Here is a 23335-nt window from a genome sequence, read left to right as displayed (position 1 = left end):
CCTGCCCAAAAACCGCAGACCGGCTACTTGAGCTTCTTTCCTGCCGACTGGAGGTTCTCGGACGCCTCGACGACGCGGGCGGCCATCGCGGCCTCGGCCGCCTTGCCCCACGAGCGCGGGTCGTACTGCTTCTTGTTGCCGACCTCGCCGTCGACCTTCAGCACGCCGTCGTAGTTGCGGAACATGTGGTCGGCGACCGGACGCGTGAACGCGTACTGGGTGTCGGTGTCGACGTTCATCTTGACGACGCCGTACGACACCGCCTCGCGGATCTCCTCGGGCGTGGAGCCGGAGCCGCCGTGGAACACCAGGTCGAACGGCCTTTCCCTGCCGTACTTGGCGCCGACCGCGTCCTGGATCTCCTTGAGCACCTCGGGACGCAGCTTCACCGACCCCGGCTTGTACACGCCGTGCACGTTCCCGAACGTCGCCGCGAGGATGTAGCGGCCCTTCTCGCCGACGCCGACGGCCTCGGCGGTCGCGAGCGCGTCGCCCGGCGTCGTGTAGAGCTTCTCGTTGATCTCGTTGGCGACGCCGTCCTCCTCGCCGCCGACGACGCCGATCTCCATCTCCATGATGATCCGCGCCTTGGCGCACTCGTCCAGCAGCTCGGCGGCGATCCGCAGGTTCTCGTGCAGCTCGACCGCCGAACCGTCCCACATGTGCGACTGGAACAGCGGCTCCTCGCCGCGCGCCACCCGCTCCTGCGAGATCTTGATCAGCGGGCGCATGAAGCCGTCCAGCTTGTCCTTCGGGCAGTGGTCGGTGTGCAGGGCGATGTTCACCGGGTACTTGGCGGCGACGACCCGGGCGTACTCGGCGAGCGCGCTGGCGCCGACGACCATGTCCTTCACCGTGGAGCCGGACAGGTACTCGGCCCCCCCGGTGGACACCTGCACGATCCCGTCGCTCTCGGCCTCCGCGAAGCCGCGCAGCGCGGCGTTCAGCGTCTGGCTGGACGTCACGTTGATCGCGGGGAACGCGAAGCCGTCCTGCTTCGCTCGGTCGAGCATCTCCGCGTAGGTCTCGGGCGTTGCGATGGGCATTGGTCAGCGTCCTTTCATACGCAGTGAACGTCGTCGTCCGGCCCGCGGCCGAGTCCTCGCCGGCACCGGCGCCGGCGGACGAGGACGTCCGAATGTGCCGCCGGGCATCCAGCGGGCGGTAGCACCCGGTCGTCCGCATACCCAAGCGAGGGCCAAGGTCACGCGGTTTCCGGGTCGGGCATGCCGTCCGCGCTCAGTATCCCGCCTAATCGGAGCGTGTGGAAAGGTACGCTCGCGGTGTGGATCTCTCGACCCTTCCCCTCGACATCACCGAGTGGCTGCACCCGCAGGCATGGCTGCAGCTGTTCGGCACGTTCGCGACGATCGGCGTGCTCGCCATCATCTTCGCGGAGACCGGACTGCTGTTCGGCTGCATCCTGCCGGGCGACTCGCTGCTCTTCACGGCGGGGATCCTCACGGCGGTCTCGACCATCAACGGGGAGGAGTTCCAGCCGCTGTCGCTGCCGTGGCTGCTCGTCGGCGGTCCGATCGCGGCGATAGCCGGCGCCCAGCTGGGCCACTTCCTCGGCGCCCGCTACGGGCGCAAACTCTTCGACCGTCCCGACTCCAGGATCTTCAAACAGGAGTGGGTGGCGAAGGCCGAGCACTACTTCAACCGATTCGGACCGGCCAAGGCCGTGGTTCTGGCCCGCTTCATCCCGATCGTCCGGACGTTTCTCAACCCGCTGGCCGGGATGCTCGGCATGGACACCCGCCGGTTCTTCGTCTGGAACTGCGTCGGCGCCGTCCTCTGGACGGACACGCTGTTCCTGCTCGGGCATTTCCTCGGTTCCGAGGTGCCCGACATCGAGCGGTACATCCTGCCGGGGGTCGCGGTGATCCTTGTGCTGTCGGTGATCCCGATCGTCCGAGAGGTCCTGAAAGGCCGTAAATCGGACCGTGGTCCAGATAAGAATGGCCCCGAAGAGTCACGTCCGTCGCTCAGCGGTGACAGTTATCGCTAACCTCCCCATGTGGGACGTCATCGGTCGGACCCTAGGGGTCTTGCGCGCATACTGATCGCGGTTGTCGCCGTGATGGCCGCCTTGGCCCTTCTCGTCGGTGGAGGCATGGCTCTGGTCAATGCCGTCACCAGCGAGCCCGAACCGAAGGGACCGTCGACGAACGCGACCTCGCCGCCCGCCGACGACTCCGGCGGCGGTGAGCCGTCCCCGGAGGCCGCGACGTCGCCTGCGACCGTCCTGCCCCTGGTGATCCGCGTGACCGGCCCGGCGACCAACGTCGTGGTCCGGGTCGCGGAGACCGGTGGCGAGGTCCTCGCCCAGGGCACCCTCAACCAGGGGGAGACGCGCAACTTCAGGAAGACGCCGCTGCAGGTCGTCGCGGCCAACGGCGGCGCGCTGCAGGTCGTCATCTACGGCAAGGTGCAGCCGCCGAAGCCGGACGGCAAACGCGGCCAGTGGTTCGTGGAGGCCCGCAGCAGTTAGCCCAGGCCGAGATCCGCCGCCGCAGCTAGTCCAGGGCGAGGTCGGTGACGTCGTAGGGGTGCCGGTAGGCGAGGCCCTCCGCGGCGATCCGCGTGGCCGCGCCGCGCTCCAGGATCGTCGCTACCGCCACGACCTCCGCCCCCGCCTCCCGCAGCGCCTCCACCGCGGTGAGGACGGACCCGCCCGTTGTCGACGTGTCCTCCACGGCGAGGACCCTCCGGCCCGTCACGTCCGGACCCTCGATGCGGCGCTGCAGCCCGTGCGCCTTGCCCGCCTTCCGGACGACGAACGCGTCCAGCGCCCGGCCGCGCGCCGCCGCCGCGTGCAGCATCGCCGTGGCCACCGGGTCGGCGCCGAGCGTGAGCCCGCCGACGGCGTCGTAGTCCAGGTCGGCGGTCTCGTCCAGCATGACCCGCCCCACCAGGGGGGCCACGGCTCCGTCCAGCGTCACCCGGCGCAGGTCCACGTACCAGGACGCCCGCTTCCCCGAGGACAGCACGAAGTCGCCGTGCACGACGGCCTTGTCCTTGATCTGCCGCAGCAGTTCATCACGATCGCTCACGTGAAGAACCCTATTGCCGCCGTGTACGGTGCCCGGCATGACGCCGGGAACGCTGGTCCTGCTGCACGAGCCGAACGCCGCCGCGGCAGCCTGGGGCGACCTGCCCGAGATGCTCCGCTCGTACGGACTCGACGTGATCGCCCCGGACGTCCCGGACGACACCGGCCCCCGCTACATCGCCCGCGTCTCCCTCACCATCGCCGCGACCGACCCCGTCCCGCCGCTCGCCCTCGCCGCGCACGGCGCCGCCGGTCCGCTCCTTCCCGGCATCGCCCTGGCGCAGCGCGCCGCGCACCGTCCCGTCGCCGGGTACGTGTTCATCGACGCCGACCTCCCCCGTCCCCTGCGCCACGACCACGAGACGCCGCAGAACGACGTCCCCATGCCCCCAGATTGGCCGGAGGCGCCCTGCGGCTACCTCAGCACCCACGCGGACCGAATCGCGTCCTCCGGCCACGACCAGGCAATCAGGGAGGCCCGCCTCCGCGGCTGGCCCGTGACCGAACACCGACCCCCAACCGCCGTAGCCCAATCCCTCAGCGAACTCCTCCTGGAGCTATGAACCCACGCCCTTGGACGCCCCACACACGTCGTTCTTGGACGACCCACACACGTTGTTCTTGGACGAGTCACACACGTCGTTCTTGGACCGGACCTAAACCGGGGCCACGGGTCGTGCGGCCGTAGGCGCCCCGCGCCGGAGGTCGCACGGCCCGCCGGTCGGGGGGCCGTTTCACGAGACGCGCCAGCGGCTCGGGAAACGGTTCACCGGCCGGTAACGGGGGTTCCAGGGGGTCGCCCCCCTGGGCAACTACGCGTTTTTCAGGAGGTCGTCCAGGAGGGCGTCGTAGTCGTCTTCGCTGCGGCCCAGGTCGATGCGGGCGCGGTAGCGGAGGCGGAGGAGGGCTTCGAGGCTGTCCTCGGCGATGGCGACGTCGTCGGGGCCCGGGGTGAGGGATTCGGCCTCGGGGGCGGGCGGCTCGTCGGGGCCGCCGCCGATGCCGGTGCCGACGGCGCGGTCGCGCAGGGCGAGGATGACGTCCGCGCCGCTGGTGGCCCATTCGTGGGCGCCGGTCGCGTCGCCCTGGGCGTAGAGGACCTCGGCCACCGTGCGGTAGACCTCGGGGTCGCGCGGCCGGTCGGCGCGGATCTGCTCGACGAGGGTGCGGGCCTCGTCGGCGCGGCCGAGTTCGAAGAGGGCGTCGGCGAGGTAGGCGCGGGGGTCGCCGTAGGTCTCGCCGCCGTCGTCCATGGCCCTGCGGTACAGCTCGGCGGCCTTGCCGTGGTCGCCCGCGTGCTGCCACTGCTCACCGGCGCGCAGTAGCACGTTGGCGCGTGACACCCCGCCGGACACCGACTCGGCCAGCTCGGACAGCCGGCGGGCCGCCGAGATGTGATCGCCGGTGCGCAGGGTGTCGAACTCCAGGTCGTCGAGGTCGTCTTCCGTCACGTGCGTCACGCTTCAACGCTACCCGCCGCCGCCCGGCCGAAGCGGGCGAATCGATGATGATCGTGGAAATACCGGGGCGTACGTGTCAGCTCACCTGCGGGAACGTTCTAGCGCGTCCCAGAATCCGCGGCGCAGGGCGTGCCGCACCTCGTCGTGCAGGAGGAAGTCGATCGGGAGGGACGAACCCTGGAGCAGGCGTGCCTCAAGGTCGGACGGCATGCGCGGCTTGCGGGCGAGGACGGCCTCCAGCCACAGGGCGGGCGCGTCCCTGGCGACGGACTCGCCGAAGTCCTGGCCTTCCTGGTGCGCGGCCTTGACGGCGTCCGCCAGCGTCGGGGTGCTCTGCTGCACCGGGACGGGCGAGATCCGCTGCGGGCCGGTGTAGGGGCCGTGCGGGCGTCCTTCCGGCTGCATCGTCTGCGGCGGCGGGGGCGGGGACGGTGCGGGGATGGGCGACGGGGTGTACTGCGGGCCGGGCGGCTGCGCGGGTGGAGCGGGGGCCGGGGGCGACTGCGTCGAGGACGGCCCGTGCGCAGGTCCGTGCGCGGGCCCGGGCGCCGGGGTGGGAGCGGGAGTGGGCTGCAGCGGGAGCTGGTGGCCGCCGGTGCCATAGGACGGCGCGCCCCCGCCGCCGCCGGGGAGCGGCATGGGGCCGGTGGGGCCGCCGGCCGTCGCCGGGTTGTTCAATCCGCCGCCGCCCATGGCGGGGCCGAGGTCGCGGACGGGCGGGGCGCTCGTCGCCGGCGGCTGCCCGCTGATCGGGGACGGCTGTCCGCTGATCGGGGACGAGGGCGGCGGTCCGTTGTGCGCGGCCGCCGGCTGGAGGGGGCCGAGGCTGCCGCCGTGCCCGTTGGGGCCGTGCCCGTTGGACAGGGGGCTCGCGCCGAGCGAGGAGCCGGCCGTTCCGTCCACGCCGGCGAGGAGGTTGACGTAGGGCCGCAGGTGTCCGGAGCCGATCTCGATGAGGTCGTCGCATTCCTGCCGCAGCACGCGGGAGATCGTCCAGTTGCCGTCGACAGCGACGTGCACGACCGTGACGCGGATGCCGAGGTCCTGCGCGTCGACGACGACCTGGGCGAGGTCCTCGTCGCCGGTGACCAGGACGGCGTCGGAGAGCGCGCCGTTGCGGGCGAGGGTCATCAGGTCGCGGTGGATCTCGGTGTCGACGCCTTCGCGGCGGCCGGGCCGGATGCGGCCGAGCCGCAGTTTCAGGCCGGGGAGGTCGGCGAGCGCGTCGTGTTCGGGTGAGCGGCGGCCCTCGACGGTGGCCTCGTACCAGTAGCAGCGCAGCAGCGGCATGCCGGTGCGTTCCCTGGCGAGGTTGCCGAGGAGCTGGAGGACGCCGCCGAAGTCCCACGAGACGGTCTCGCGGTGGCGCGTGCCGTGCACCGCCATCGCGCCGTCGGACAGCAGGTAGCCGGCGTCTACGAACAGCGCGCAGCGATCCATGCGACACCGCCCTTCCTCAACACGGGAGCTCACGGCATGCCCATCCGGCGTAGTGTCCCGGGTCGCCTATAGCGTAGTGAAGCGCGTCAACCCGGTAGGCCAATACGGCGATTCGCCACTCTTTCATGGCAAGCCGCTGGTTGGCGACTCCCCGGTAACAAGATTCGGGAGCCGCGGCGGACGCTACCAGCCGTACGGGTCGGGCCCCGGGCTACGCGGGGGTCTTTACGGGAACGGGCAGGTCGCGGGCTCAGCCTCTAGGTCCCCGCGACCCGGGCTTCAACCGCCCATGGCGACCGGCCCTGTGCGTCACGCTGTACGTCCCATGGCGCGGGACCTTCTGGTGGACGTACCCAGACGTGCCACGCGGGCCATGCAGGCCGTGCGACCCATGCGGGCCGTGCGGTCCCCGGAACGGCACGCCGCGCGGCGTGCCCGGCTTCACCTGTACGTGGATCGTGGTGTGGTGCCGTGAGATCCGCACCTTGAGGTGGATCAGGAAACCTCCAGGTCGTTCGGCGGGATACTCGCGCGGCGGCTGCGCACGCGGGCGTCTCGGCGGCTTCTTCGCGGGCGCCTTCCGCGGCGGCGGTTCGGGCTCGCGTGCGGCGGCGGGACGGGACGGCCGGGGCGGCGCGGGCGGCCGGGCGGGGGGCGCCGCGGCGGGCGGGGCGGCGGGCTCCGCGGCGACCGGCGGTTCGGGCGCGGTCCGGATCGGCTCCTCGCCGGAGACCAGCATCATCGCCAGGGCGACCGTCGCCGCGACGATCACGCTTCCGCCGAGCGCCCGCTGCTGCCGCTTCGGCAGGCGCCGGAACCACAGGTGCGCGCCGCCCTTGGACGCGAGGTACCCGGTCGTCGTCACGCCCAGGACGAGCGGGCCGAGGATCTCGCGCAGCGCCTTGTTGACATGCACCAGCTCCGCGTGGATGCCCTTGCAACGCTTGCAACCCTTCAGATGCCGCCGCACCTTGCGGGAGTCGCGGTCGGCCAGCCCGCCGCGCACGTACGGGCCGAGCTTCTCCAGGGCCGGACGGCACGCGTCCTCGGCGGCGAGGTCGTCCAGGTGCATCTGCAGGTAGGCCTGGCGGAGCCCCTCGCGGGCGCGGTAGGCGAGCGCGGCGGCGGCGTTCGCGGTGAGGCCGAGCAGCGAGGCGACCTCGGCGGGTTTCGCGCCTTCGACCTCGGTGTGCCAGAGCGCCGTCTGCCAGCGTTCCGGCAGCGACCGGAACGCGCGGGCGATCATCGAGCGTTCGAGCCCCTCGACCGCGGGGTCGTCGAACGGGACGCCGGAGTCGAAGTTCTCGATCGTGTCGGTGTGGTGGACGCGCCGCTCGGCACGCCGCCGGTCGTACACGGTCCGGCGGACGGCGGTGAGCAGGTACGGGCGGAACCCGGTGTCGGGACCGCCGCCGCTCTTCAGGGCCTTGAGGACCTTGGTGAACGCGTCCTGGACGGCGTCGTCGGCGGCGTCCGGTCCGGCCAGGTGGCGGGCGAGGCGGCGGGCGGCGGCGAGGTGCCGTTCGTACAGGATCCCGTAGGCGGACACGTCACCGGCGCGGACCCGCGAGATGAGCTCCGCATCCGCCACCTCGGCCGCACCGGGCTCGGCGGCCGCGGGTTCGGCCGGGTCGGCGGGCTCGCGCCCTGCGGCCGTGGGTTCGGCCGGGTCGGTGGGTTCGCGCCCTGCGGCCGTGGGTTCGGCGGGGTCGGCGGGCTCGCGTGCGGCGGCCGTGGCGGGGTCTTCCGCGGGGTCGTCTCGGCGGGCACGTCGCTCCATGCTTGCTCATTGTGACGACTTGGCCACGAGTTGTCGCGCAATTTGGCCACAGTCGTAGTTCTTTACGCGAGTCGCGTCATGGCCGGGCCGCCGCGTCGTCGGAGTGGAGTGGGCGGTACCGGGGCGGGCCGCCTAACGCGGGGTGCGTTCGTTCCGGCGAGGGGGTGGAACGAACGCACCCCGCGCGGTGCGCGTCAGCCGGTGATGCGGGCGCGGCCCATCTCGTTGAGCGTGCCGCCGTCCCGCGGTGTCTCCCAGCGCACGTCGCAGTCGCGTCCCGACAGGCGGACGGTGGCGATGGCGTTGTCGAACCAGGGTCCTTCCGTCATCCGCCAGCGGATCGGCGGGACGGGCACCTTCGACAGCTTGGCCAGCGCGCGGAACGGCCCGCCCGCGGCCCGCGAGCACGCGAGGCGGTTGGCCCAGCGGAACTTGCCGATCAGCGGGTTCCGCAGCGGCGAGCAGACGATCTGCGAGATCTTCGACTGCGTTCGGGGGTCGGTGACCCGCGCCAGGTACGAGTAGTGGATGTCGCCGGACAGGAACGAGATGCTCGCCGGCGCGGGGCCGCGTTCGCCGCGTCCGACGGCGACGACGTCGGCGGCCACGTCGCGGAACGAGCGCTCGAACGCCGCCCAATGCTCAAGGTCGGCGGCCTGCCGGATCTTCTCGCCGAGCCCGGCGCCGGCCTTGCCCCAGGCGCCGCCTGCCATGGCCTCGTTCCACGACTCGGCGTGGTGGATCGCCCTGGGCAGCAGGTAGGGCAGGGAGCTCGCGATGAGCAGATGGTCCATGCCGCCTTGGCACTGCTCGTCCAGCCAGCGGAATTCGTCGTCGTCGAGCATGCCGCGCCGGTCGGCGGTGAGGAGGCGGGAGCAGCGGCTGTCGACGACGATGAGGCGGGTGGCGCCCCAGTCGTGCGCGTAGCTCCAGCGTGTGCTGGCCGGTTCCTTGTCTGCCTTCTCGGCGAACTCGTCCAGGACGGCGCCCGCGTCGCCGGTGCTGTCGGATGCCGTCCGCACCGCCTTGTAGACGGGATCGGCGGCGCGGTCCTCCGGCGACATGTTCCCGAGATGCTGGTAGATCCAGTACGAGCCGATCCCGCCGGTGATGCGGTCCTTCCACCAGGGCTGCGACCACATCTCCTGGCGCCACGCGTACGAGGTGTTCCAGTCGTCGCGGATGTCGTGGTCGTCGAAGATGGTGAACGTCGGGACGGTGGAAAGCAGCCACCGCACCTCCGGGTCGTCGTGCCAGGCCAGCTTGTAGAGGTGGGTGTAGTCCTCGAAGTCGGCGGCCTCCTCGGAGGGCGGGTCGCCGGGCGCGCGGCGGCCCTTGATGAACTCGCGCATCGCGTCGCTGAGCTCGTCGGCGTAGACCTGGTCGCCGACCATGAGCAGGATGTCCGGCCAGGTCACCGAGTCGTCCGTGCCGCTCAAGCGGCGGGCGAGCGCGGCCAGCGCGTCGTGGCCGAACTGCTCGACCGTGCCGGGCGAGCGGCGGCATGACCCGAACGAGATGCGCAGCTCGCCGTCCGGGTCGAGCGTCCTGATCTGGGACGGGGGGAACTCCGTGCCCTCTTCGGGCCAGACGGTGTCGCCGTCGGCGACGACCTCGTACGGGACGCGCGCGCCCTGCGCCAGCCCCTCGATCTCGACGAGCGCGTAGTGGTGGCCGTGCGCGGTGAACGTGCGGGCGCCCGCGTCCAGGCCGTGCTCCCGGTTGACGACCCGGACCTCGCATGGACGGTCGGTCTCCACCCAGATCGTCGCGGTGTGGTGACTCACGTGCCGAAGATGGGGGCCGATTACCAAAGCGGTCATATCCGCCTCTCTAGCGGACCGGGGCCCGCCGCGTCCACCGAAGCGCCAACCCCGTGCCGATCATTCAGCGGCGCAGCAGCTTCGCTTCGGTTTCGGCGTCCAGGCCGACGACCGGGCGGTCGGGACGTTGCGGCGTCCGGCCGCCGATGGATTGGAGCCACTGCCAAGTGTCGGTCACCGTTTCCTGGACGGTCCTGCAACGCAGACCTGTGGACAGAGCTTTGGTCACGTTGCCGCGATGGAGGGTGTCGTAGTCCTCGCCGGGTGGGAGCCAGATCGGGAGGTCCATCCACGGTTCGATGCCCGCTTCGAGGATGGTTTCCGGGGGCGTCCAGACGAGATCGGCGTTGGAGCCCGTGGTTTGGATGCACGCTTCGAGGAGCTCGCGCATTGTGGTGTGGTCTGGTGGGCTTACCAGGTCGAACGGTCCGCCGAGTTCTTGCTCGACGGCGTCCAGGGTCCAGGCGGCTAGGTCCCGGACGTCGATGTACTGCAAACCGGCGTCGCTTGGGCCGGGCGCCAGGACCTTGCCGCCTTTCGCGATTCTGTTCAGCCACCAGGGCAGCCGTCCGATGTTCTCGTAGGGGCCGAGGATGAGACCTGCCCGCACCAGCAGTGCCCGATCGCCGAACACGTCGACCGCTGCCAGTTCCGCACCGCGCTTGGCGGTGGCGTAGTCGACGTCGTCGCCGTCATCTGGGGAGCCGTCGACGACGGGGGCCGCCTCACCGAGCGCGTCGGGTTCGGGGAACACGTAGACGGAGCGGCTGGAGATGTAGACGTACCGTCCGACGCGTCCGTCTAGGAGGCGCGCGGTGTCGCGGACGACGGACGGGGCGGCAGACCAGGTGTCGACGACCGCGTCCCATTGTTCGTCGGTGGCGAGTGCTCGGAGACCGTCCTCGGTGGTGCGGTCGCCGTGCAAGGACGCGACTCCCTGGGGCGGTTCATGGCGTCCCCTGTGGAAGACGGTCACGTCCCAGCCGCGCGCAAGAGCGTCTTCGGTGATGGCGCGTCCTGCGAACTCGGTCCCGCCGAGCATCAGAATCCTCATGGGACGACTCTGCCTTCCGTACGTTCTGTACGGAACACTTCACTGCTCACAGCAGAACCCGCGCTTCCGGAACTTCTTCTCCGTCGCTGTCGAAAACGAGCGCGCCCGAGTGTCGACAGGGGGAGACGTGAAATTCGGGAGGAGGGGCAATGGACGACGATGGCTTGGATCCGCGCAGGTGGGCGGCACTGGCGCTGCTGTGCGCGGCCAACTTCATGGTGATCCTCGATTCGCAGATCGTGCTGCTCGCGCTGCCGTCGATCGAGCGGGATCTGGGATTCGCGGACGGCGGCAGCGCGCAATGGGTGCTGAGCGCCTACCTGCTCGGCTTCGGGGGCCTGATGCTGCTCGGCGGCCGGACGGCCGACCTGGTGGGCAGGCGCAGGACGTTCCTCGTCGGGACGGCGCTGTTCCTGGTGTCGTCCCTGCTGTGCGGGTTCGCCTGGACGGGCGGCGTCCTGGTCGCCGCGCGGGTCGCGCAGGGGGTCTCGGCGGCGCTGATGGCGCCGAGTGCGCTGGCCGTGGTCACCGCGATGTTCGCGGAAGGGCCCGAACGCAACAAGGCGCTGGCGATCTGGTCGAGCGTCGGCGGGTTCGGAGCGACGGCCGCGCTGCTGGTCGGCGGGACATTGACCGACGCGCTCGGCTGGCCCTGGGTGTTCTTCCTCAACGTGCCGGTCGCGGTGGTGCTGCTCGCCCTCGGGCCCGTGCTGCTGAGCGAGAGCCGGGGCCGGGCGCGGGCGTACGATCCGGCGGGCGCGTTGACGGTCACGCTGGCGGTGTCGGCGGCGGTGTACGGGGTCGTCCGGGCGCCGGAGGCCGGATGGGTCAGCGCGTCCACGCTGGGCGCGCTGGGCGTCGCCGTCGTGGCGGGCGCGGTGTTCGTGCGGATCGAGACGCGGTCGGCGGCGCCGCTCGTCCCGCTGCGGATCTTCCGGTCGCGGCGGCTGACCGGCGGGAACCTGGTGATGATGCTGACCGCGGTGGGCGCGTTCGGGACGTCGTTCGCCGTGTCGCAGTACGCGCAGAGCGTCCTCGGGTACTCGCCGCTGAAATTCGGGCTCGCGACGGCCGTGCTGCCCGTGATGGCGGTGGCCGGGTCGTACGCGGCGCAGGCGGCGATCGGGCGGGTGGACGTCCGGCCGGTGGCGATGTCCGGCCTGGCGTTCATGGCGGCGGGATCCCTCGCGCTGGGCCAGGTCACGGCCGACAGCGGATACCTGACGGGCCTGCTGCCTGGGCTGTTCCTGTTCGGGTTCGGGCTCGGGGCGTCCGCGGTGGCGGCGGCCGTCGCGGCGCTGTCCGGGGCGACGGAGCGGGACTCGGGGCTCGCGTCCGGGCTGAACACGGCGGCGTTCCAGCTCGGCGGCGCGCTGGGCGTGGCCGTCGCGGCCACCGTCGCCGTCTCGCGGACGGACGCCGTGCCGGGGTTCCGCGCGGCGTTCGACACGTCCGCCGGGATCACGCTGGCCGGCGTCGTGATCGCCGGTCTGCTGCTCGCGAGGCCGCTCCGGCGACGAGTTCCGGAGCCGGTGGGAGTCACCATGTCGAAGGAGGAGAACACGTGCGGTACATGATGCTGATCTGCGGGCCCGAGCACGACGAGGTCCCCGCGGACGTGATGGCCCGATTGCAGGCCGACACCGGGGAATGGGTCAAGGAGATGGACGGACGCGGCGTGCGCCTGCTCGGCGACCGGCTCCACCCCGTCGCCACCGCGACGACCGTCCGGGTGCGGGACGGGGAGACGCTGCTGTCCGACGGCCCGTTCGCCGAGACCAAGGAGCAGATCCTCGGCTTCGACCTGATCGAGTGCGCCGACCTGGAGGAGGCGCTGGAGGTCGCGTCCAGGCACCCCGTCGCCGGCGTCTGGACGATCGAGGTGAGGCCGGTCTGGGAGGAGTGACGGGGCCCGTCGAGGGCGCGGTCGCGACGGCCTTCCACGAGGAGTGGGGACGGGTCGTCGCGACCCTCATCCGCATGACCGGCGACTGGGACCTCGCCGAGGAGTCCGCGCAGGAGGCGTTCGCGCGGGCCCTGGAGCGGTGGCCGGACGACGGCGTCCCGCACCGTCCGGGCGCCTGGCTGACGACGACCGCCCGCAACCACGCGCTGACCCGGATCCGGCGCGGCCGGACCGAGAACGCCAAGCTCAAGGAGTTGGGCACGATGACCGGCCCGCGGGAGTGGACCCCCGACCCGAGCGGCGTCGCCGACGACCGCCTCCGGCTGATCTTCACGTGCTGCCATCCGGCGCTGCCGATCGAGGCGCGGGTGGCGCTGACGCTGCGGACGCTGCTCGGCCTGACGACCGGCGAGATCGCGCGGGCGTTCCTCGTCGCCGAGCCCGCGATGGCGCAGCGGCTCGTCCGGGCGAAGCGCAAGATCCGGGACGCGCGCATCCCGTACCGCGTGCCGCCCGCCCACCTGCTCCCCGGACGCACGACGTCCGTCCTCGGCGTCGTGTACCTGCTGTTCAACGAGGGGTACGCGGCGACGGAGGGCCCCGATCCGATGCGGGTGGACCTGTGCGCGGAGGCGATCCGGCTGGCCCGCGTCCTGCACGCGCTGATGCCGGACGAGCCGGAGGCCACCGGCCTCCTCGCCCTCCTCCTGCTCCAGCATTCCCGCCGGACGGCCCGCCAGGACGCGGCAGGCGACCTGATCCCCCTCGAAGGCCAGGACCGCGACCTCTGGGACCACACCGCGATAGCCGAAGGCACCACCCTCCTGGACGACGCCCTCCGCCGCGGCGAACCAGGCCCCTACCAGGTGCAGGCGGCCATAGCCGCATGCCACGCGACCGCCCGCACGGCCACCGACACCGACTGGCCGCAGATAGCCGCCCTGTACGGACGGCTGATCGAACTGAACCCGAGCCCGGTCGTCCGGCTGAACCGGGCCGTCGCCGTCGCCATGGCGGACGGCCCGGAAGCGGGCCTGCCCCTCGTCGAAGCCCTGGCCGACGACCTGGCCGGCTACCACCTGCTCCCGGCAACCCGCGCCGACCTGCTCCGCCGCCTAGGCCGCACCGCCGAAGCCGCAGCCGCCTACGAGGAAGCCCTGGCCCTGGCCCGAACCACCCCCGACCGCCGCTACCTCACCACCCGCCTCAACCAACTCCACCCCTGACCCGCGGCGCTACTTGGTGAGGGTGAGGCCGCGGGTGGGGTGGACGGTGAGGCGGTCGGCGGCCTCGTCGAGGTCGACGACGACCTCGTCGCCGTCGCGGACCTCGCCGGAGAGGAGTTCTCGGGCCAGTTGGTCGCCGATTGATGTTTGGACTAGGCGGCGTAGGGGGCGTGCCCCGTAGAGGGGGTCGTAGCCGGTGAGCGCGAGCCATTCGCGGGCCGCCGGGGTGACGTCCAGGGTGAGCTGCCGGTCGGCGAGGCGCTCGGCCAGCTTGTCGACCTGGAGGTCGACGATGCGGGTCAGCTCGTTCGTGGAGAGCGCGTCGAACAGGATCACGTCGTCGAGGCGGTTGAGGAATTCCGGTTTGAAGGAGTTGCGGACGGCGTTCCAGACCGCTTCCTTTTTCGCGCCGTTCTCCAGCGTCGGGTCGACGAGGAACTGCGAGCCGATGTTGGACGTCAGGATCAGGATCGTGTTGCGGAAGTCGACCGTGCGGCCCTGCCCGTCAGTGAGGCGGCCGTCGTCCAGGACCTGGAGGAGGACGTCGAACACCTCGGGGTGCGCCTTCTCGACCTCGTCCAGCAGGACGGCCGAGTACGGACGGCGCCGGACGGCCTCGGTGAGCTGCCCGCCCTCCTCGTAGCCGATGTAGCCGGGCGGCGCGCCGACGAGGCGGGCGACGCTGTGCTTCTCCGCGTATTCGCTCATGTCGATGCGGGTCATCGCGCGTTCGTCGTCGAAGAGGAATTCGGCGAGCGCTTTCGCGAGTTCTGTCTTGCCGACGCCGGTCGGGCCGAGGAAAAGGAACGAGCCGGTCGGACGGTCCGGGTCGGAAATGCCGGCGCGGGCCCGGCGGACGGCGTCCGACACGGTGCGGACGGCGGTCTCCTGCCCGATGAGGCGGGTGCCGAGCTCGTCCTCCATGCGCAGGAGCTTGGCGGTCTCGCCTTCGAGGAGGCGTCCGGCGGGGATGCCCGTCCAGGACGCGACGACGTCGGCGACGTCGTCCGGCCCGACCTCCTCCTTGATCATGGCGTCGCGGTTCTCGGCGGCCTCCGAGGCCTCTTCGAGCTGCTTCTCCAGCGCCGGGATCTCGCCGTAGGTGAGGCGGGCCGAGGTCTCCAGGTCGGCGTCGCGCTGGGCGCGCTCGGCCTCGCCGCGCAGCTGGTCGATCCGCTCCTTGATCTCGCCGACGCGGTTCAGGCTGGCCTTCTCCTTGTCCCAGCGGGCGACGAGGCCGGTGAGGTGCTCCTGCTTGTCGGCCAGGTCGGCACGGAGCCGGTCGAGGCGCTGCCTGGACGCCTCGTCCGTCTCCTTGGACAGGTTCATCTCCTCCATTTTGAGGCGGTCTACGGTGCGTTGCAGTTCGTCGATCTCTACTGGGCGTGAGTCGATTTCCATGCGGAGGCGTGATGCCGCCTCGTCCACCAGGTCGATCGCCTTGTCGGGGAGGTAGCGCGACGTGATGTAGCGGTCGGAGAGCGCGGCCGCCGAGACGAGGGCCGAGTCGTTGATCTGCACCTTGTGGTGGGCCTCGTAGCGTCCTTTGAGGCCGCGCAGGATCGCGATCGTGTCCTCGACGGACGGCTCCCCGACGAAGACCTGCTGGAAGCGGCGCTCCAGGGCCGCGTCCTTCTCGATGCGCTCGCGGTATTCGTCGAGCGTGGTCGCGCCGATCATGCGGAGTTCGCCGCGGGCCAGCATCGGCTTGAGCATGTTGCCCGCGTCCATCGCGCCCTCGGCCGCGCCCGCGCCGACGACGGTGTGCAGCTCGTCGATGAACGTGACGACCTGCCCCTCGCTCTGCCTGATCTCGTTCAGGACGGCCTTCAGCCGCTCCTCGAACTCGCCCCGGTACTTCGCGCCCGCGACCATCGCGCTGAGATCGAGGGAGATGAGCTTCTTGCCGCGCAGCGACTCGGGGACGTCGCCCGCGATGATCCGCTGCGCGAGACCCTCGACGACGGCGGTCTTGCCCACGCCGGGCTCGCCGATCAGCACGGGGTTGTTCTTCGTCCGCCTGGACAGCACCTGGACGACCCGGCGGATCTCGGAGTCGCGTCCGATGACGGGGTCGAGGCGTCCGTCGCGGGCGGCGGCGGTCAGGTCGACGCCGTACTTCTCCAGCGACTGGTACGTGCCCTCCGGGTTCTCGCTGGTCACGCGGGCGTGGCCGCGGACCTTCTCGAACGCGTCCAGCAACGCCCGGGGTGTGGCGCCGAATTCTTTGAGCAGGCCCGCGGCCGGGCCGCCGTCCGCCGCGAGGCCGACGAGGAGGTGCTCGGTCGAGACGTAGTCGTCCTCAAGCTGCTTCGCCCGGTTCGCCGCCGTGTTGATCGACCGCTGGAGCTGCCCGGACAGGCGCGGCGTCGACACCGTCGAGCCCTGCGCCTTCGGCATCGCCGCGAGCTGCTCCTCCGCCCGGCTCCTGATCGCCTTCCAGTCGGCGCCGACGGCCTCCAGCAGCGGCACCGCCGTGCCGTCGGTCAGCGCGATCAGCGCGGACAGCAGGTGCTGCGGCTCCACCTCGGGATGCCCCTCGGCCGCGGCCCGCCGGACCGCGATCGACACCGCCTCCTGGCTCTTCTGCGTGAGCTTGTAGTCCACCGGCCCCCCTATTCCCGGTTGCGCTCGTGCCAGACGACGACGCTCGTGTGCCTGATCGGCACCAGGTCGGAGCCGGGAGTGCCGCCCGGCTCCCCGTGCCTCCGCTGCTGCGCCAGCCGCGCCGCGACGGCACGGGTCGATTCGAGTTCGTTGGCGAGCTCGTCCAGCGCGGCGTGCGCCTTGCCGAGCTCCTCGCGGAGCCGCACGTTGTCGCGCTGCAGCTCCAGGATGTGCTTGATGCCGGACAGGTTGATGCCCTCCTCCTGCGAGAGCCGCTGGATCTCGCGGAGCATCACGATGTCGCGCATCGAGTAGCGGCGGCCCCGTCCCGCCGTCCGGCCCGGGCACACCAGGCCCATCCGGTCGTAGGTCCGCAGCGTCTGCGGATGCAGCCCGGACAGCTGGGCCGCCACCGAGATCACGTAGACCGGTGTCTCGTCGCCGAAGGGGTCCATGGCTTCACTCCTGCCTGGCCTGCTGGACGAGGTCGGACCGCAGGTCGTCGCCCGAGCCCGACTCGCGCAGCCGGACGAGCGCCTCCCGCGCCTGGTCGTCGAGCTTCTGCGGCACCTGGACGTCGACGGTGACGAGCAGGTCGCCCTTCGTGCCGTCCCGCCGGGTCGCGCCGCGGCCCTTCACGCGGAACCTGCGGCCGTTCGGGGTGCCCTCCGGCAGCTTCAGCGTGACCGGCTGCCCCTGGAACGTCGGCACCCGGATCTCCGCGCCGAGCGCCGCCTCCGGGAACGTCACCGGGACGGTCAGCGTCAGGTTGTCGGCGGTGCGGCCGAACACCTTGTGCGGCGTCACCTTGATGTGGACGTACAGGTCGCCGTGCGGGCCGCCGTTCTCGCCCGGCGCGCCCTTGCCCTTGAGCCTGATCTTCTGGCCGTCGGCGACGCCCGCCGGGATGCGGGCCTGGATCGTGCGGGTGCCGGTCGCGCGTCCGCTGCCGTGGCAGGTGGGGCACGGGTCGTCGACGACGAGGCCCCGGCCGTGGCACTCCTTGCACGGCTCCTGGAACCCGAAGCTGCCGAGGTTGCGGGTCTCGTGCCCGGTGCCCTCGCAGTTCGGGCACACCCGCGGGACGGTCCCCGCCTTCGCGCCGGTGCCGCGGCAGCTGTTGCACGCCGCCTCGCTGGTCAGCTTGATCGGGACGGTGACGCCGTTCATCGCGCGTCCGAACGGCAGCGTCACCTCGGTCTCGACGTCCGCGCCCCGGCGTGCGCGCCGGGTGCCCGTCCCCGTCGTGCGGGTGCCGCCGCCGCGTCCGAACAGGCCGCCGAACAGGTCGCCGATGCGCTCGCCCGCGCCGGTGCCGGTCTGCGTCCCCGCGCCGCCGCCCTGCCCGAACAGGTCGCCGAGGTCGAACGGGAACCCGCCGCCCTGCTGGCCGCGGAAACCGCCCGGCATCGACCGGACCGCGTCGTACTCCTTGCGGCGCTTGTCGTCGGACAGGACGTCGTACGCCTCGGAGACCTCCTTGAAGCGGTCCTCCGCCTCGGTGTCGCCCTTGTTCGCGTCCGGGTGGTACTTGCGGGCCAGCTTCCGGTACGACTTCTTGATCTCCTCCTGCGAGGCCGTCTTCGCGACACCGAGGACCTTGTAGTAGTCCTTCTCCAGGTAGTCCTTGGTGCTCACGGCGCCCCGCTCTCTGCTATCGCCACTTGCCACATGTCTTCACGCGACCCCGCGGGGCCCGCCCCGGACGGGACGGGCCCGCGGATTTTCCTCTGGGGAGACGATCCCCGGAACCCCCGGCGAGGGCCAGGGGATCATTCGCCGTCGTCACCGGGCTCGTCACCCGTCTCGTCCGGGTCGGCCTTGTCCGCCTTCCCGGCCTTCTTGGCGTCCTTGGCCGGTTTCTCGTCGTCCGCGGACGCTTCGGCGGACGGGTCGGGCTCGGCGACCGCGACGCGCGCGGGCCGCAGGATCCGCTCGCCGATGCGGTAGCCGGGCTGGAGGACGTCCATGACGCTCGTCTCGGTCACCTCCGTCGAGTACGAGTGCATGAGCGCCTCGTGCACGACCGGGTCGAAGGGCTCGCCCTTCTCGCCGTAACGTTCCAGACCGAGCTTTCCCGTGACCGCCTCCAGGCTCTCCGCGACGGACTTGAACCCGCCGTTGAGCTCGTCGTGGTCGCGGGCGCGGCCGATGTCGTCCAGCACCGGGAGCAGCTCGGACAGCACCTGCCCGAGCGCCAGCTCCTTGACCGCGACCCGGTCGCGCTCGACCCGCTTGCGGTAGTTGTCGTATTCGGCCTTCAGCCGCTGGAGGTCGGCGAGACGCTCCGCGAGCTGGGTCCTGAGCGAGTCGACCTCCTCGTCCGAGACCGTGGCGCCCCCGTTCCCGTCCGCCGGGGCCTCCGGGGCCGGCGACGTGTCCGCCGCCCGCTCCCGGACTTTCCCCGTTTCGGGATCGATGCGCCGCTTGTCGCGGATCACCGGGCCCTCCTTCTCCTCGCCCTCGTCGGGAGAGGTCGTCACGAAACACCACCTTTCTGGGGGGCAACCCCCAGACCCCCGAGGGGGAGGGCCGATGATCCTCGCTCCGCTCCGGTCATCGGCCCTGCCTTCTGGGGGGCGACCCCCAGACCCCCGGGGTGTCGGGCCGATGATCCTCGCTCCGCTCCGGTCATCGGCCCTCCTCCTTCGGCTTGTCCTCGTCCACGATCTCCGCGTCGACGACCTCGTCGTCCTGCGGCTCGCCGCCCTGGGCGTCGGCCGTGGGCCCCTGGTCCTCGGCGCCGGGCTGCGCGCCCTCGGGGTTCTGCGCGTACATGGCCGCGCCCATCTTCTGGCTGATCTGCGCCAGCTTCTCGGCGCTGCTCTTGATCGCCTCGACGTCGGTGCCTTCGAGGGCCTTCTTCACCATGTCGACGGCCTCGGTGACCTCGCCCTTGAGCTCCTCGGGGACCTTCTCGTCGTTCTCCCGCAGGAACTTCTCGGTCGAGTACGCCAGGGTGTCGGCCTGGTTGCGGACCTCGGCCTCCTCCTTGCGCTGGCGGTCCTCCTCGGCGTACTGCTCGGCCTCGCGGACCATCTTCTCGATGTCGTCCTTGGGCAGCGCGCTGCCGCCGGTGATGACCATCGACTGCTCGCGTCCGGTGCCCTGGTCCTTCGCGCTGACGTTCACGATGCCGTTGGCGTCGATGTCGAAGGTGACCTCGATCTGCGGGACGCCGCGCGGCGCCGGCGGCAGGCCGGTGAGCTGGAAGGTGCCGAGCTTCTTGTTGCGCGCGGCGATCTCGCGCTCGCCCTGGTAGACCTGGATCTCCACGGACGGCTGGTTGTCGTCGGCGGTGGTGAACGTTTCGGACCGCTTGGTCGGGATCGTCGTGTTCCGCTCGATGATCTTGGTGAAGATGCCGCCCTTGGTCTCGATGCCGAGGCTCAGCGGGGTCACGTCCAGCAGCAGGACGTCCTTGACCTCGCCCTTCAGCACGCCCGCCTGGAGGCTCGCGCCGATCGCGACGACCTCGTCCGGGTTGACGCCCTTGTTCGGCTCCTTGCCGCCGGTCAGCTCCTTGACCAGCTCCGACACCGCGGGCATGCGGGTCGAGCCGCCGACCATGACGACCTGGTTGATGCCGTCCACGGTGATGTTCGCGTCCTTCAGCACCTGCTGGAACGGCGCCCTGGTGCGTTCGAGCAGGTCGGACGTCATGCGCTGGAACTCGGCGCGGGTGAGCTTCTCGTCCAGGTGCAGCGGGCCCTCGCTGGACGCGGTGATGTAGGGCAGGTTGATCTGCGACTCCGTCGAGCTGGACAGCTCGATCTTCGCCTTCTCCGCGGCCTCGCGGAGCCGCTGGAGCGCCATCTTGTCCTTGCCGAGGTCGACGCCGTTGGCGTTCTTGAACCGCTCGACCAGCCAGTCGACGACCTTCTGGTCCCAGTCGTCGCCGCCCAGGTGGTTGTCGCCGCTGGTGGCCTTCACCTCGACGACCCCGTCGCCGACCTCCAGCAGGGACACGTCGAACGTGCCGCCGCCGAGGTCGAAGACCAGGATGGTCGCCTCGTTCTCCTTCTCCAGGTGGTACGCCAGCGCGGCCGAGGTCGGCTCGTTGATGATCCGCAGGACGTTCAGCCCCGCGATCTGCCCGGCCTCCTTCGTGGCCTGCCGCTGGTGGTCGGAGAAGTAGGCGGGCACGGTGATCACCGCGTCGGTGACCGTCTCGCCGAGGTAGGACTCCGCGTCCCGCTTCAGCTTCTGCAGCACGAACGCGCTGATCTGCTGCGGGGTGAAGTCCTTGTCGTCGATCTTGGTCTTCCAGTCGGTGCCCATCTCGCGCTTGACCGAGCGGATCGTCCGGTCCACGTTGGTCACGGCCTGGCGCTTGGCGACCTCGCCTACCAGCACTTCGCCGTTCTTCGCGAAGGCGACGACGGACGGCGTGGTCCGCGACCCCTCCGCGTTCGCGATGACGGTGGGCTCCCCGCCCTCCAGAATCGCGACGACCGAGTTGGTCGTCCCGAGGTCGATGCCGACCGCACGTGCCATGTTTCTCGTCCTCCGTCGTATCCGGTGTTGTCGCGCCCCGGTCGCCCAGTGCGCGGCCGGTCCGGTTTTCTGTCGGCAAGGGTGCCTGGACGGTTCCACCTTGTCAAATCACTTGAGCCGCCCAGACTCAACTTTGCTGACGACCTCTCCAACACTACGTCTGAGCGCCCTATTCCAGTTCCCGAACCGCCCCCATTGGCCCAGAGATCGGCCCCGGGGACGAGACCGTCCGCCGCTCCATCCCTCGCCGGGAGGACGTCCATTCCGCCGCGTTGGCCATCGGACGCCCGCAACCACCGCGTGACCTGCGAACTCGGGCTGGAATCGATCTTTGGACCGTGCTACTCTCGCCGGCTAGTTCAGATTTGAACAACCTCAGGAGGGCGCATGAACCCCGCGACCCGAGTCCCCTACCTCTCCGACGTCGGCCTGCTCATCGGACGCGTCGCCCTGGGCGTCGTGTTCGTCGCGCACGGCTGGCAGAAGCTCGACGACCTGGGCCACGGTGCCGTGACCAAGATGTTCGAGGGCATGGACGTGCCCATGGCGTCGCTGTCCGCGTACTACTCGACCTGGGTCGAGCTCGCCGGCGGCCTCGCCCTCATCGCCGGCGCGGCCGTCCCCGTCGCGGGCCTGCTGCTCGCGATCGACATGGCCGGGGCGTTCTGGTTCGTCCACAAGGGCAACGGCGTCTTCGTCGCAGAGAACGGCTACGAACTCGTCCTCGCCCTGGGCGGCGCCGCCGTCCTGCTCGCCTTCGCCGGCGCGGGCCGCTTCTCCGTCGACGGCCTCATCTTCGCCCGCACCGAATCCCGAGAACCCCAACACGCGACCTGATTCCTCACGCGAAGTGCGCGGGCGGACGTCGAACCGCCCGATCTTCGCCTGGAGGGCCCCCGACGTGCGCGTCGGGGGCCCTCTCGCATGGTCGCCTCGAACAGGCCGCGCCCGCGGTTCCGAACTGCTGGGCGTTAGACGCTTGCCTGGCCGTCAAGGTTCGCGGGTGGCCTGAAAAGGCCGAAACCCTCCCTGATCAGGTGCCTTGCACGACAAACACCGATATGATCACGCCTCGTTGTCAACACCCTCACGTCTGCCCGCGACTGCGTGAGTGTCGCGGATGAGGTGCGTGCGCCGCGCCGATCGGGCGGCCATCGCACCATCGCGCCTTTCGGCCGCTGAACGAACATCAACCCTCCAAGAGGAGTAGTCACATGACCCTGACCCGACTTGCGGCCGCCGGCGCCGCTGCGACGTGCCTGGTGCTGGGCACGGCGGGCGTCGCCCAGGCGCAGCAGCAGCCCAAGATCGATGTCAGTCCCCGGGTCTTCACCCCCGGCCAGGCGATCACCATCACGATCACCGAGTGCACGAAGAAGCCGACCATCAACGCGGCGCAGGCCAGCCGCGTCTTCACCGCCGTCCCGGCGTTCACCGGGACGCCGGGCGAGACGTGGACGGCCCGTCAGGCCACCAGGTCCAACCTCGTCCCCGGGAAGACCTACACCGTCTCCCTGACCTGCACGGTCGGCGAGCAGACGGTCAACGGCTCCATCACCGTCAACCCCGGCAAGAAGCCCTCGCCCAAGCCCACGCCGACCACCCCGGCGCCGGCGCCGAGCACCCCCACCATCCCCAGCGGCCCGATCAACACCGGTGACGGCAGCACCCAGGGCGGCGGCTCCGGCGTGACGCTGCTGGCCGGCGGCGCGGCCGTCGCGCTGGCCGGCGCGGGTGTGGGCGCGCTGGCGCTGCGCCGCCGGGCCGGGCGGGAGAGTTCCTGAGTTGACGGACCGCACCACCGTCCCCGCCGGTCGCCGCGCCATGGGCGCGGCGGCCGGCGCGCTGCTCATCGGCCTCCTGCTGGGCTCCTGCGGCGGCGGTGACGACGACCCGTCGGCCGTGGCGAGCAGCGGTGGGAGCAAGCCGGCCGCGCCCGCCACCGCCCCCGCGGGGGACGCCAAGCCGCTGCCCAAGTCGCCGCCGAAGACGATCAGCATCGCCAAACTCGGCGTCTCCGCCCCGGTGTCCCAGCTGGGCCTGCGTCCAGACGGACGGATCGAGGAGCCACCGCTCAGCCGTCCCAACCTGACCGGGTGGTACAAGCTTGGCCCCACCCCGGGAGAAACCGGGCCGTCGGTGATCCTCGGCCACGTGGACGCCAACAAGAAGCAGGCCGTCTTCTACCGGCTCAAGGAACTAAACGAGGGCGACCAGATCGAGGTCACCCGTCAGGACGGGACCACCGCGACGTTCTCGGTGATCTCCAAGCAGGACGTGGACAAGAACGCCTTCCCGCACAAGAAGGTGTTCGGCGAGACTCTCGACCACTCGTCCCTGCGCCTGGTCACCTGTGGCGGCGCGTTCGACACCTCGACCGGGCACTACAAGAGCAACCTCATCGTCTACGCCAAGTTGGTGCAGAGCGCCTGACCTGAGCGTGCGACCACGACGGCCGTCCTTCCTTCTGGAGGGGCGGCCGTTCTG

General features: G+C 71.1%; 21 protein-coding genes. 9 read left to right on the top strand and 12 right to left on the bottom strand.

The window, feature by feature from the left end; translation table 11 throughout:
• Nucleotides 1-23: 23 nt before the first annotated feature.
• A complete protein-coding gene (gene fbaA / locus ACH34T_RS07410; protein WP_395991226.1) occupies nucleotides 24-1046 on the bottom strand; it encodes a class II fructose-bisphosphate aldolase in 1023 nt (340 codons plus the stop codon).
• 239 nt (nucleotides 1047-1285) lie between these two features.
• Between fbaA and ACH34T_RS07405 the strand changes: the two genes are divergently transcribed.
• Both ACH34T_RS07405 and ACH34T_RS07400 read left to right on the top strand, forming a co-directional pair.
• Nucleotides 1286-2011, top strand: a complete 726-nt coding sequence (locus tag ACH34T_RS07405) for a DedA family protein (RefSeq protein ID WP_395991225.1) — start codon at nucleotides 1286-1288, stop codon at nucleotides 2009-2011.
• Between the two features lie 105 nt (nucleotides 2012-2116).
• A complete protein-coding gene (locus ACH34T_RS07400) occupies nucleotides 2117-2494 on the top strand; it encodes a RodZ domain-containing protein (RefSeq protein ID WP_395991224.1) in 378 nt (125 codons plus the stop codon).
• Between the two features lie 25 nt (nucleotides 2495-2519).
• On the opposite strand, the gene pyrE is transcribed toward ACH34T_RS07400, so the two are convergent.
• Nucleotides 2520-3056 (bottom strand): orotate phosphoribosyltransferase, encoded by a 537-nt coding sequence (gene pyrE / locus ACH34T_RS07395; RefSeq protein ID WP_395991223.1) that lies wholly within the window; start codon nucleotides 3054-3056, stop codon nucleotides 2520-2522.
• 37 nt (nucleotides 3057-3093) lie between these two features.
• Between pyrE and ACH34T_RS07390 the strand changes: the two genes are divergently transcribed.
• A complete protein-coding gene (locus ACH34T_RS07390; RefSeq protein ID WP_395991222.1) occupies nucleotides 3094-3618 on the top strand; it encodes a hypothetical protein in 525 nt (174 codons plus the stop codon).
• Between the two features lie 249 nt (nucleotides 3619-3867).
• Here the strand turns inward: ACH34T_RS07390 and ACH34T_RS07385 are convergent, their stop codons facing one another.
• The 5 genes from ACH34T_RS07385 to ACH34T_RS07365 form a co-directional block, all read right to left on the bottom strand.
• Complete coding sequence (locus tag ACH34T_RS07385; protein WP_395991221.1) at nucleotides 3868-4515, bottom strand: tol-pal system YbgF family protein; 648 nt, start codon at nucleotides 4513-4515, stop codon at nucleotides 3868-3870.
• A gap of 81 nt (nucleotides 4516-4596) precedes the next feature.
• The gene (locus tag ACH34T_RS07380; protein ID WP_395991220.1) at nucleotides 4597-5955 is read right to left on the bottom strand and encodes an NYN domain-containing protein; all 1359 of its coding nucleotides are present in this window, start codon (nucleotides 5953-5955) and stop codon (nucleotides 4597-4599) included.
• Between the two features lie 250 nt (nucleotides 5956-6205).
• Complete coding sequence (locus ACH34T_RS07375) at nucleotides 6206-7735, bottom strand: sigma-70 family RNA polymerase sigma factor (protein ID WP_395991219.1); 1530 nt, start codon at nucleotides 7733-7735, stop codon at nucleotides 6206-6208.
• A gap of 194 nt (nucleotides 7736-7929) precedes the next feature.
• On the bottom strand, nucleotides 7930-9522 hold the full coding sequence (locus ACH34T_RS07370; protein WP_395991218.1) for an alkaline phosphatase D family protein: 1593 nt from the start codon (nucleotides 9520-9522) through the stop codon (nucleotides 7930-7932).
• A 100-nt stretch (nucleotides 9523-9622) separates the two neighbouring features.
• Nucleotides 9623-10612: an NAD-dependent epimerase/dehydratase family protein gene (locus ACH34T_RS07365; RefSeq protein ID WP_395991217.1), complete on the bottom strand. Its 990-nt coding sequence runs from the start codon at nucleotides 10610-10612 to the stop codon at nucleotides 9623-9625.
• 149 nt (nucleotides 10613-10761) lie between these two features.
• Here ACH34T_RS07365 and ACH34T_RS07360 point away from each other — a divergent pair, with 149 nt between their 5' ends.
• Genes ACH34T_RS07360 through ACH34T_RS07350 form a run of 3 tightly spaced genes read left to right on the top strand, consistent with a single transcriptional unit; the run spans nucleotide 10762 to nucleotide 13744 of the window.
• Nucleotides 10762-12189: an MFS transporter gene (locus ACH34T_RS07360; protein WP_395991216.1), complete on the top strand. Its 1428-nt coding sequence runs from the start codon at nucleotides 10762-10764 to the stop codon at nucleotides 12187-12189.
• The gene (locus ACH34T_RS07355; protein ID WP_395991388.1) at nucleotides 12186-12518 is read left to right on the top strand and encodes a YciI family protein; all 333 of its coding nucleotides are present in this window, start codon (nucleotides 12186-12188) and stop codon (nucleotides 12516-12518) included. Before ACH34T_RS07360 ends, ACH34T_RS07355 begins: the two co-directional genes overlap by 4 nt.
• On the top strand, nucleotides 12515-13744 hold the full coding sequence (locus ACH34T_RS07350) for an RNA polymerase sigma factor (RefSeq protein WP_395991215.1): 1230 nt from the start codon (nucleotides 12515-12517) through the stop codon (nucleotides 13742-13744). The genes ACH34T_RS07355 and ACH34T_RS07350 overlap by 4 nt, the downstream gene beginning before the upstream one ends.
• A gap of 9 nt (nucleotides 13745-13753) precedes the next feature.
• On the opposite strand, the gene clpB is transcribed toward ACH34T_RS07350, so the two are convergent.
• From clpB to dnaK, 5 genes are all read right to left on the bottom strand, one after another.
• Nucleotides 13754-16351, bottom strand: coding sequence for an ATP-dependent chaperone ClpB (gene clpB / locus ACH34T_RS07345; RefSeq protein ID WP_395991214.1), 2598 nt, complete (start codon nucleotides 16349-16351; stop codon nucleotides 13754-13756).
• Between the two features lie 8 nt (nucleotides 16352-16359).
• Nucleotides 16360-16806, bottom strand: coding sequence for a heat shock protein transcriptional repressor HspR (locus tag ACH34T_RS07340; protein ID WP_395991213.1), 447 nt, complete (start codon nucleotides 16804-16806; stop codon nucleotides 16360-16362).
• A 4-nt stretch (nucleotides 16807-16810) separates the two neighbouring features.
• Complete coding sequence (dnaJ, locus tag ACH34T_RS07335; RefSeq protein WP_395991212.1) at nucleotides 16811-17989, bottom strand: molecular chaperone DnaJ; 1179 nt, start codon at nucleotides 17987-17989, stop codon at nucleotides 16811-16813.
• A gap of 134 nt (nucleotides 17990-18123) precedes the next feature.
• Nucleotides 18124-18834: a nucleotide exchange factor GrpE gene (gene grpE / locus ACH34T_RS07330; protein WP_395991211.1), complete on the bottom strand. Its 711-nt coding sequence runs from the start codon at nucleotides 18832-18834 to the stop codon at nucleotides 18124-18126.
• Nucleotides 18835-18982: 148 nt separating this feature from the next.
• On the bottom strand, nucleotides 18983-20848 hold the full coding sequence (gene dnaK, locus ACH34T_RS07325) for a molecular chaperone DnaK (RefSeq protein ID WP_395991210.1): 1866 nt from the start codon (nucleotides 20846-20848) through the stop codon (nucleotides 18983-18985).
• 387 nt (nucleotides 20849-21235) lie between these two features.
• On the opposite strand from dnaK, the gene ACH34T_RS07320 reads away from it, so the two are divergent.
• The 3 genes from ACH34T_RS07320 (at nucleotide 21236) to ACH34T_RS07310 (ending at nucleotide 23281) form a co-directional block, all read left to right on the top strand.
• The gene (locus ACH34T_RS07320; protein WP_395991209.1) at nucleotides 21236-21685 is read left to right on the top strand and encodes a DoxX family protein; all 450 of its coding nucleotides are present in this window, start codon (nucleotides 21236-21238) and stop codon (nucleotides 21683-21685) included.
• A 377-nt stretch (nucleotides 21686-22062) separates the two neighbouring features.
• A complete protein-coding gene (locus ACH34T_RS07315; protein ID WP_395991208.1) occupies nucleotides 22063-22632 on the top strand; it encodes a hypothetical protein in 570 nt (189 codons plus the stop codon).
• Between the two features lies 1 nt (nucleotide 22633).
• Nucleotides 22634-23281, top strand: a complete 648-nt coding sequence (locus ACH34T_RS07310; RefSeq protein WP_395991207.1) for a class F sortase — start codon at nucleotides 22634-22636, stop codon at nucleotides 23279-23281.
• Nucleotides 23282-23335: the final 54 nt, after the last annotated feature.

This window comes from Actinomadura sp. 9N215, from assembly GCF_044326345.1.
In the GTDB taxonomy this organism is placed as follows: domain Bacteria; phylum Actinomycetota; class Actinomycetes; order Streptosporangiales; family Streptosporangiaceae; genus Spirillospora.
The sequence above is the reverse complement of the archived record's forward strand: the minus strand, read 5'-3'. Positions and strand labels throughout refer to the sequence as shown.

Bases quoted from the DNA above. Each gene is read 5' to 3' on its own strand.
- ACH34T_RS07315 (WP_395991208.1), top strand. From the start codon at position 22,063: ATGACCCTGACCCGACTTGCGGCCGCCGGCGCCGCTGCGACGTGCCTG.
- ACH34T_RS07340 (WP_395991213.1), bottom strand. From the start codon at position 16,806: ATGGACCCCTTCGGCGACGAGACACCGGTCTACGTGATCTCGGTGGCG.
- ACH34T_RS07375 (WP_395991219.1), bottom strand. From the start codon at position 7,735: ATGGAGCGACGTGCCCGCCGAGACGACCCCGCGGAAGACCCCGCCACG.
- ACH34T_RS07320 (WP_395991209.1), top strand. From the start codon at position 21,236: ATGAACCCCGCGACCCGAGTCCCCTACCTCTCCGACGTCGGCCTGCTC.
- ACH34T_RS07380 (WP_395991220.1), bottom strand. From the start codon at position 5,955: ATGGATCGCTGCGCGCTGTTCGTAGACGCCGGCTACCTGCTGTCCGAC.
- fbaA (WP_395991226.1), bottom strand. From the start codon at position 1,046: ATGCCCATCGCAACGCCCGAGACCTACGCGGAGATGCTCGACCGAGCG.
- ACH34T_RS07355 (WP_395991388.1), top strand. From the start codon at position 12,186: ATGATGCTGATCTGCGGGCCCGAGCACGACGAGGTCCCCGCGGACGTG.
- ACH34T_RS07400 (WP_395991224.1), top strand. From the start codon at position 2,117: ATGGCTCTGGTCAATGCCGTCACCAGCGAGCCCGAACCGAAGGGACCG.
- ACH34T_RS07360 (WP_395991216.1), top strand. From the start codon at position 10,762: ATGGACGACGATGGCTTGGATCCGCGCAGGTGGGCGGCACTGGCGCTG.
- ACH34T_RS07365 (WP_395991217.1), bottom strand. From the start codon at position 10,612: ATGAGGATTCTGATGCTCGGCGGGACCGAGTTCGCAGGACGCGCCATC.
- dnaK (WP_395991210.1), bottom strand. From the start codon at position 20,848: ATGGCACGTGCGGTCGGCATCGACCTCGGGACGACCAACTCGGTCGTC.
- ACH34T_RS07390 (WP_395991222.1), top strand. From the start codon at position 3,094: ATGACGCCGGGAACGCTGGTCCTGCTGCACGAGCCGAACGCCGCCGCG.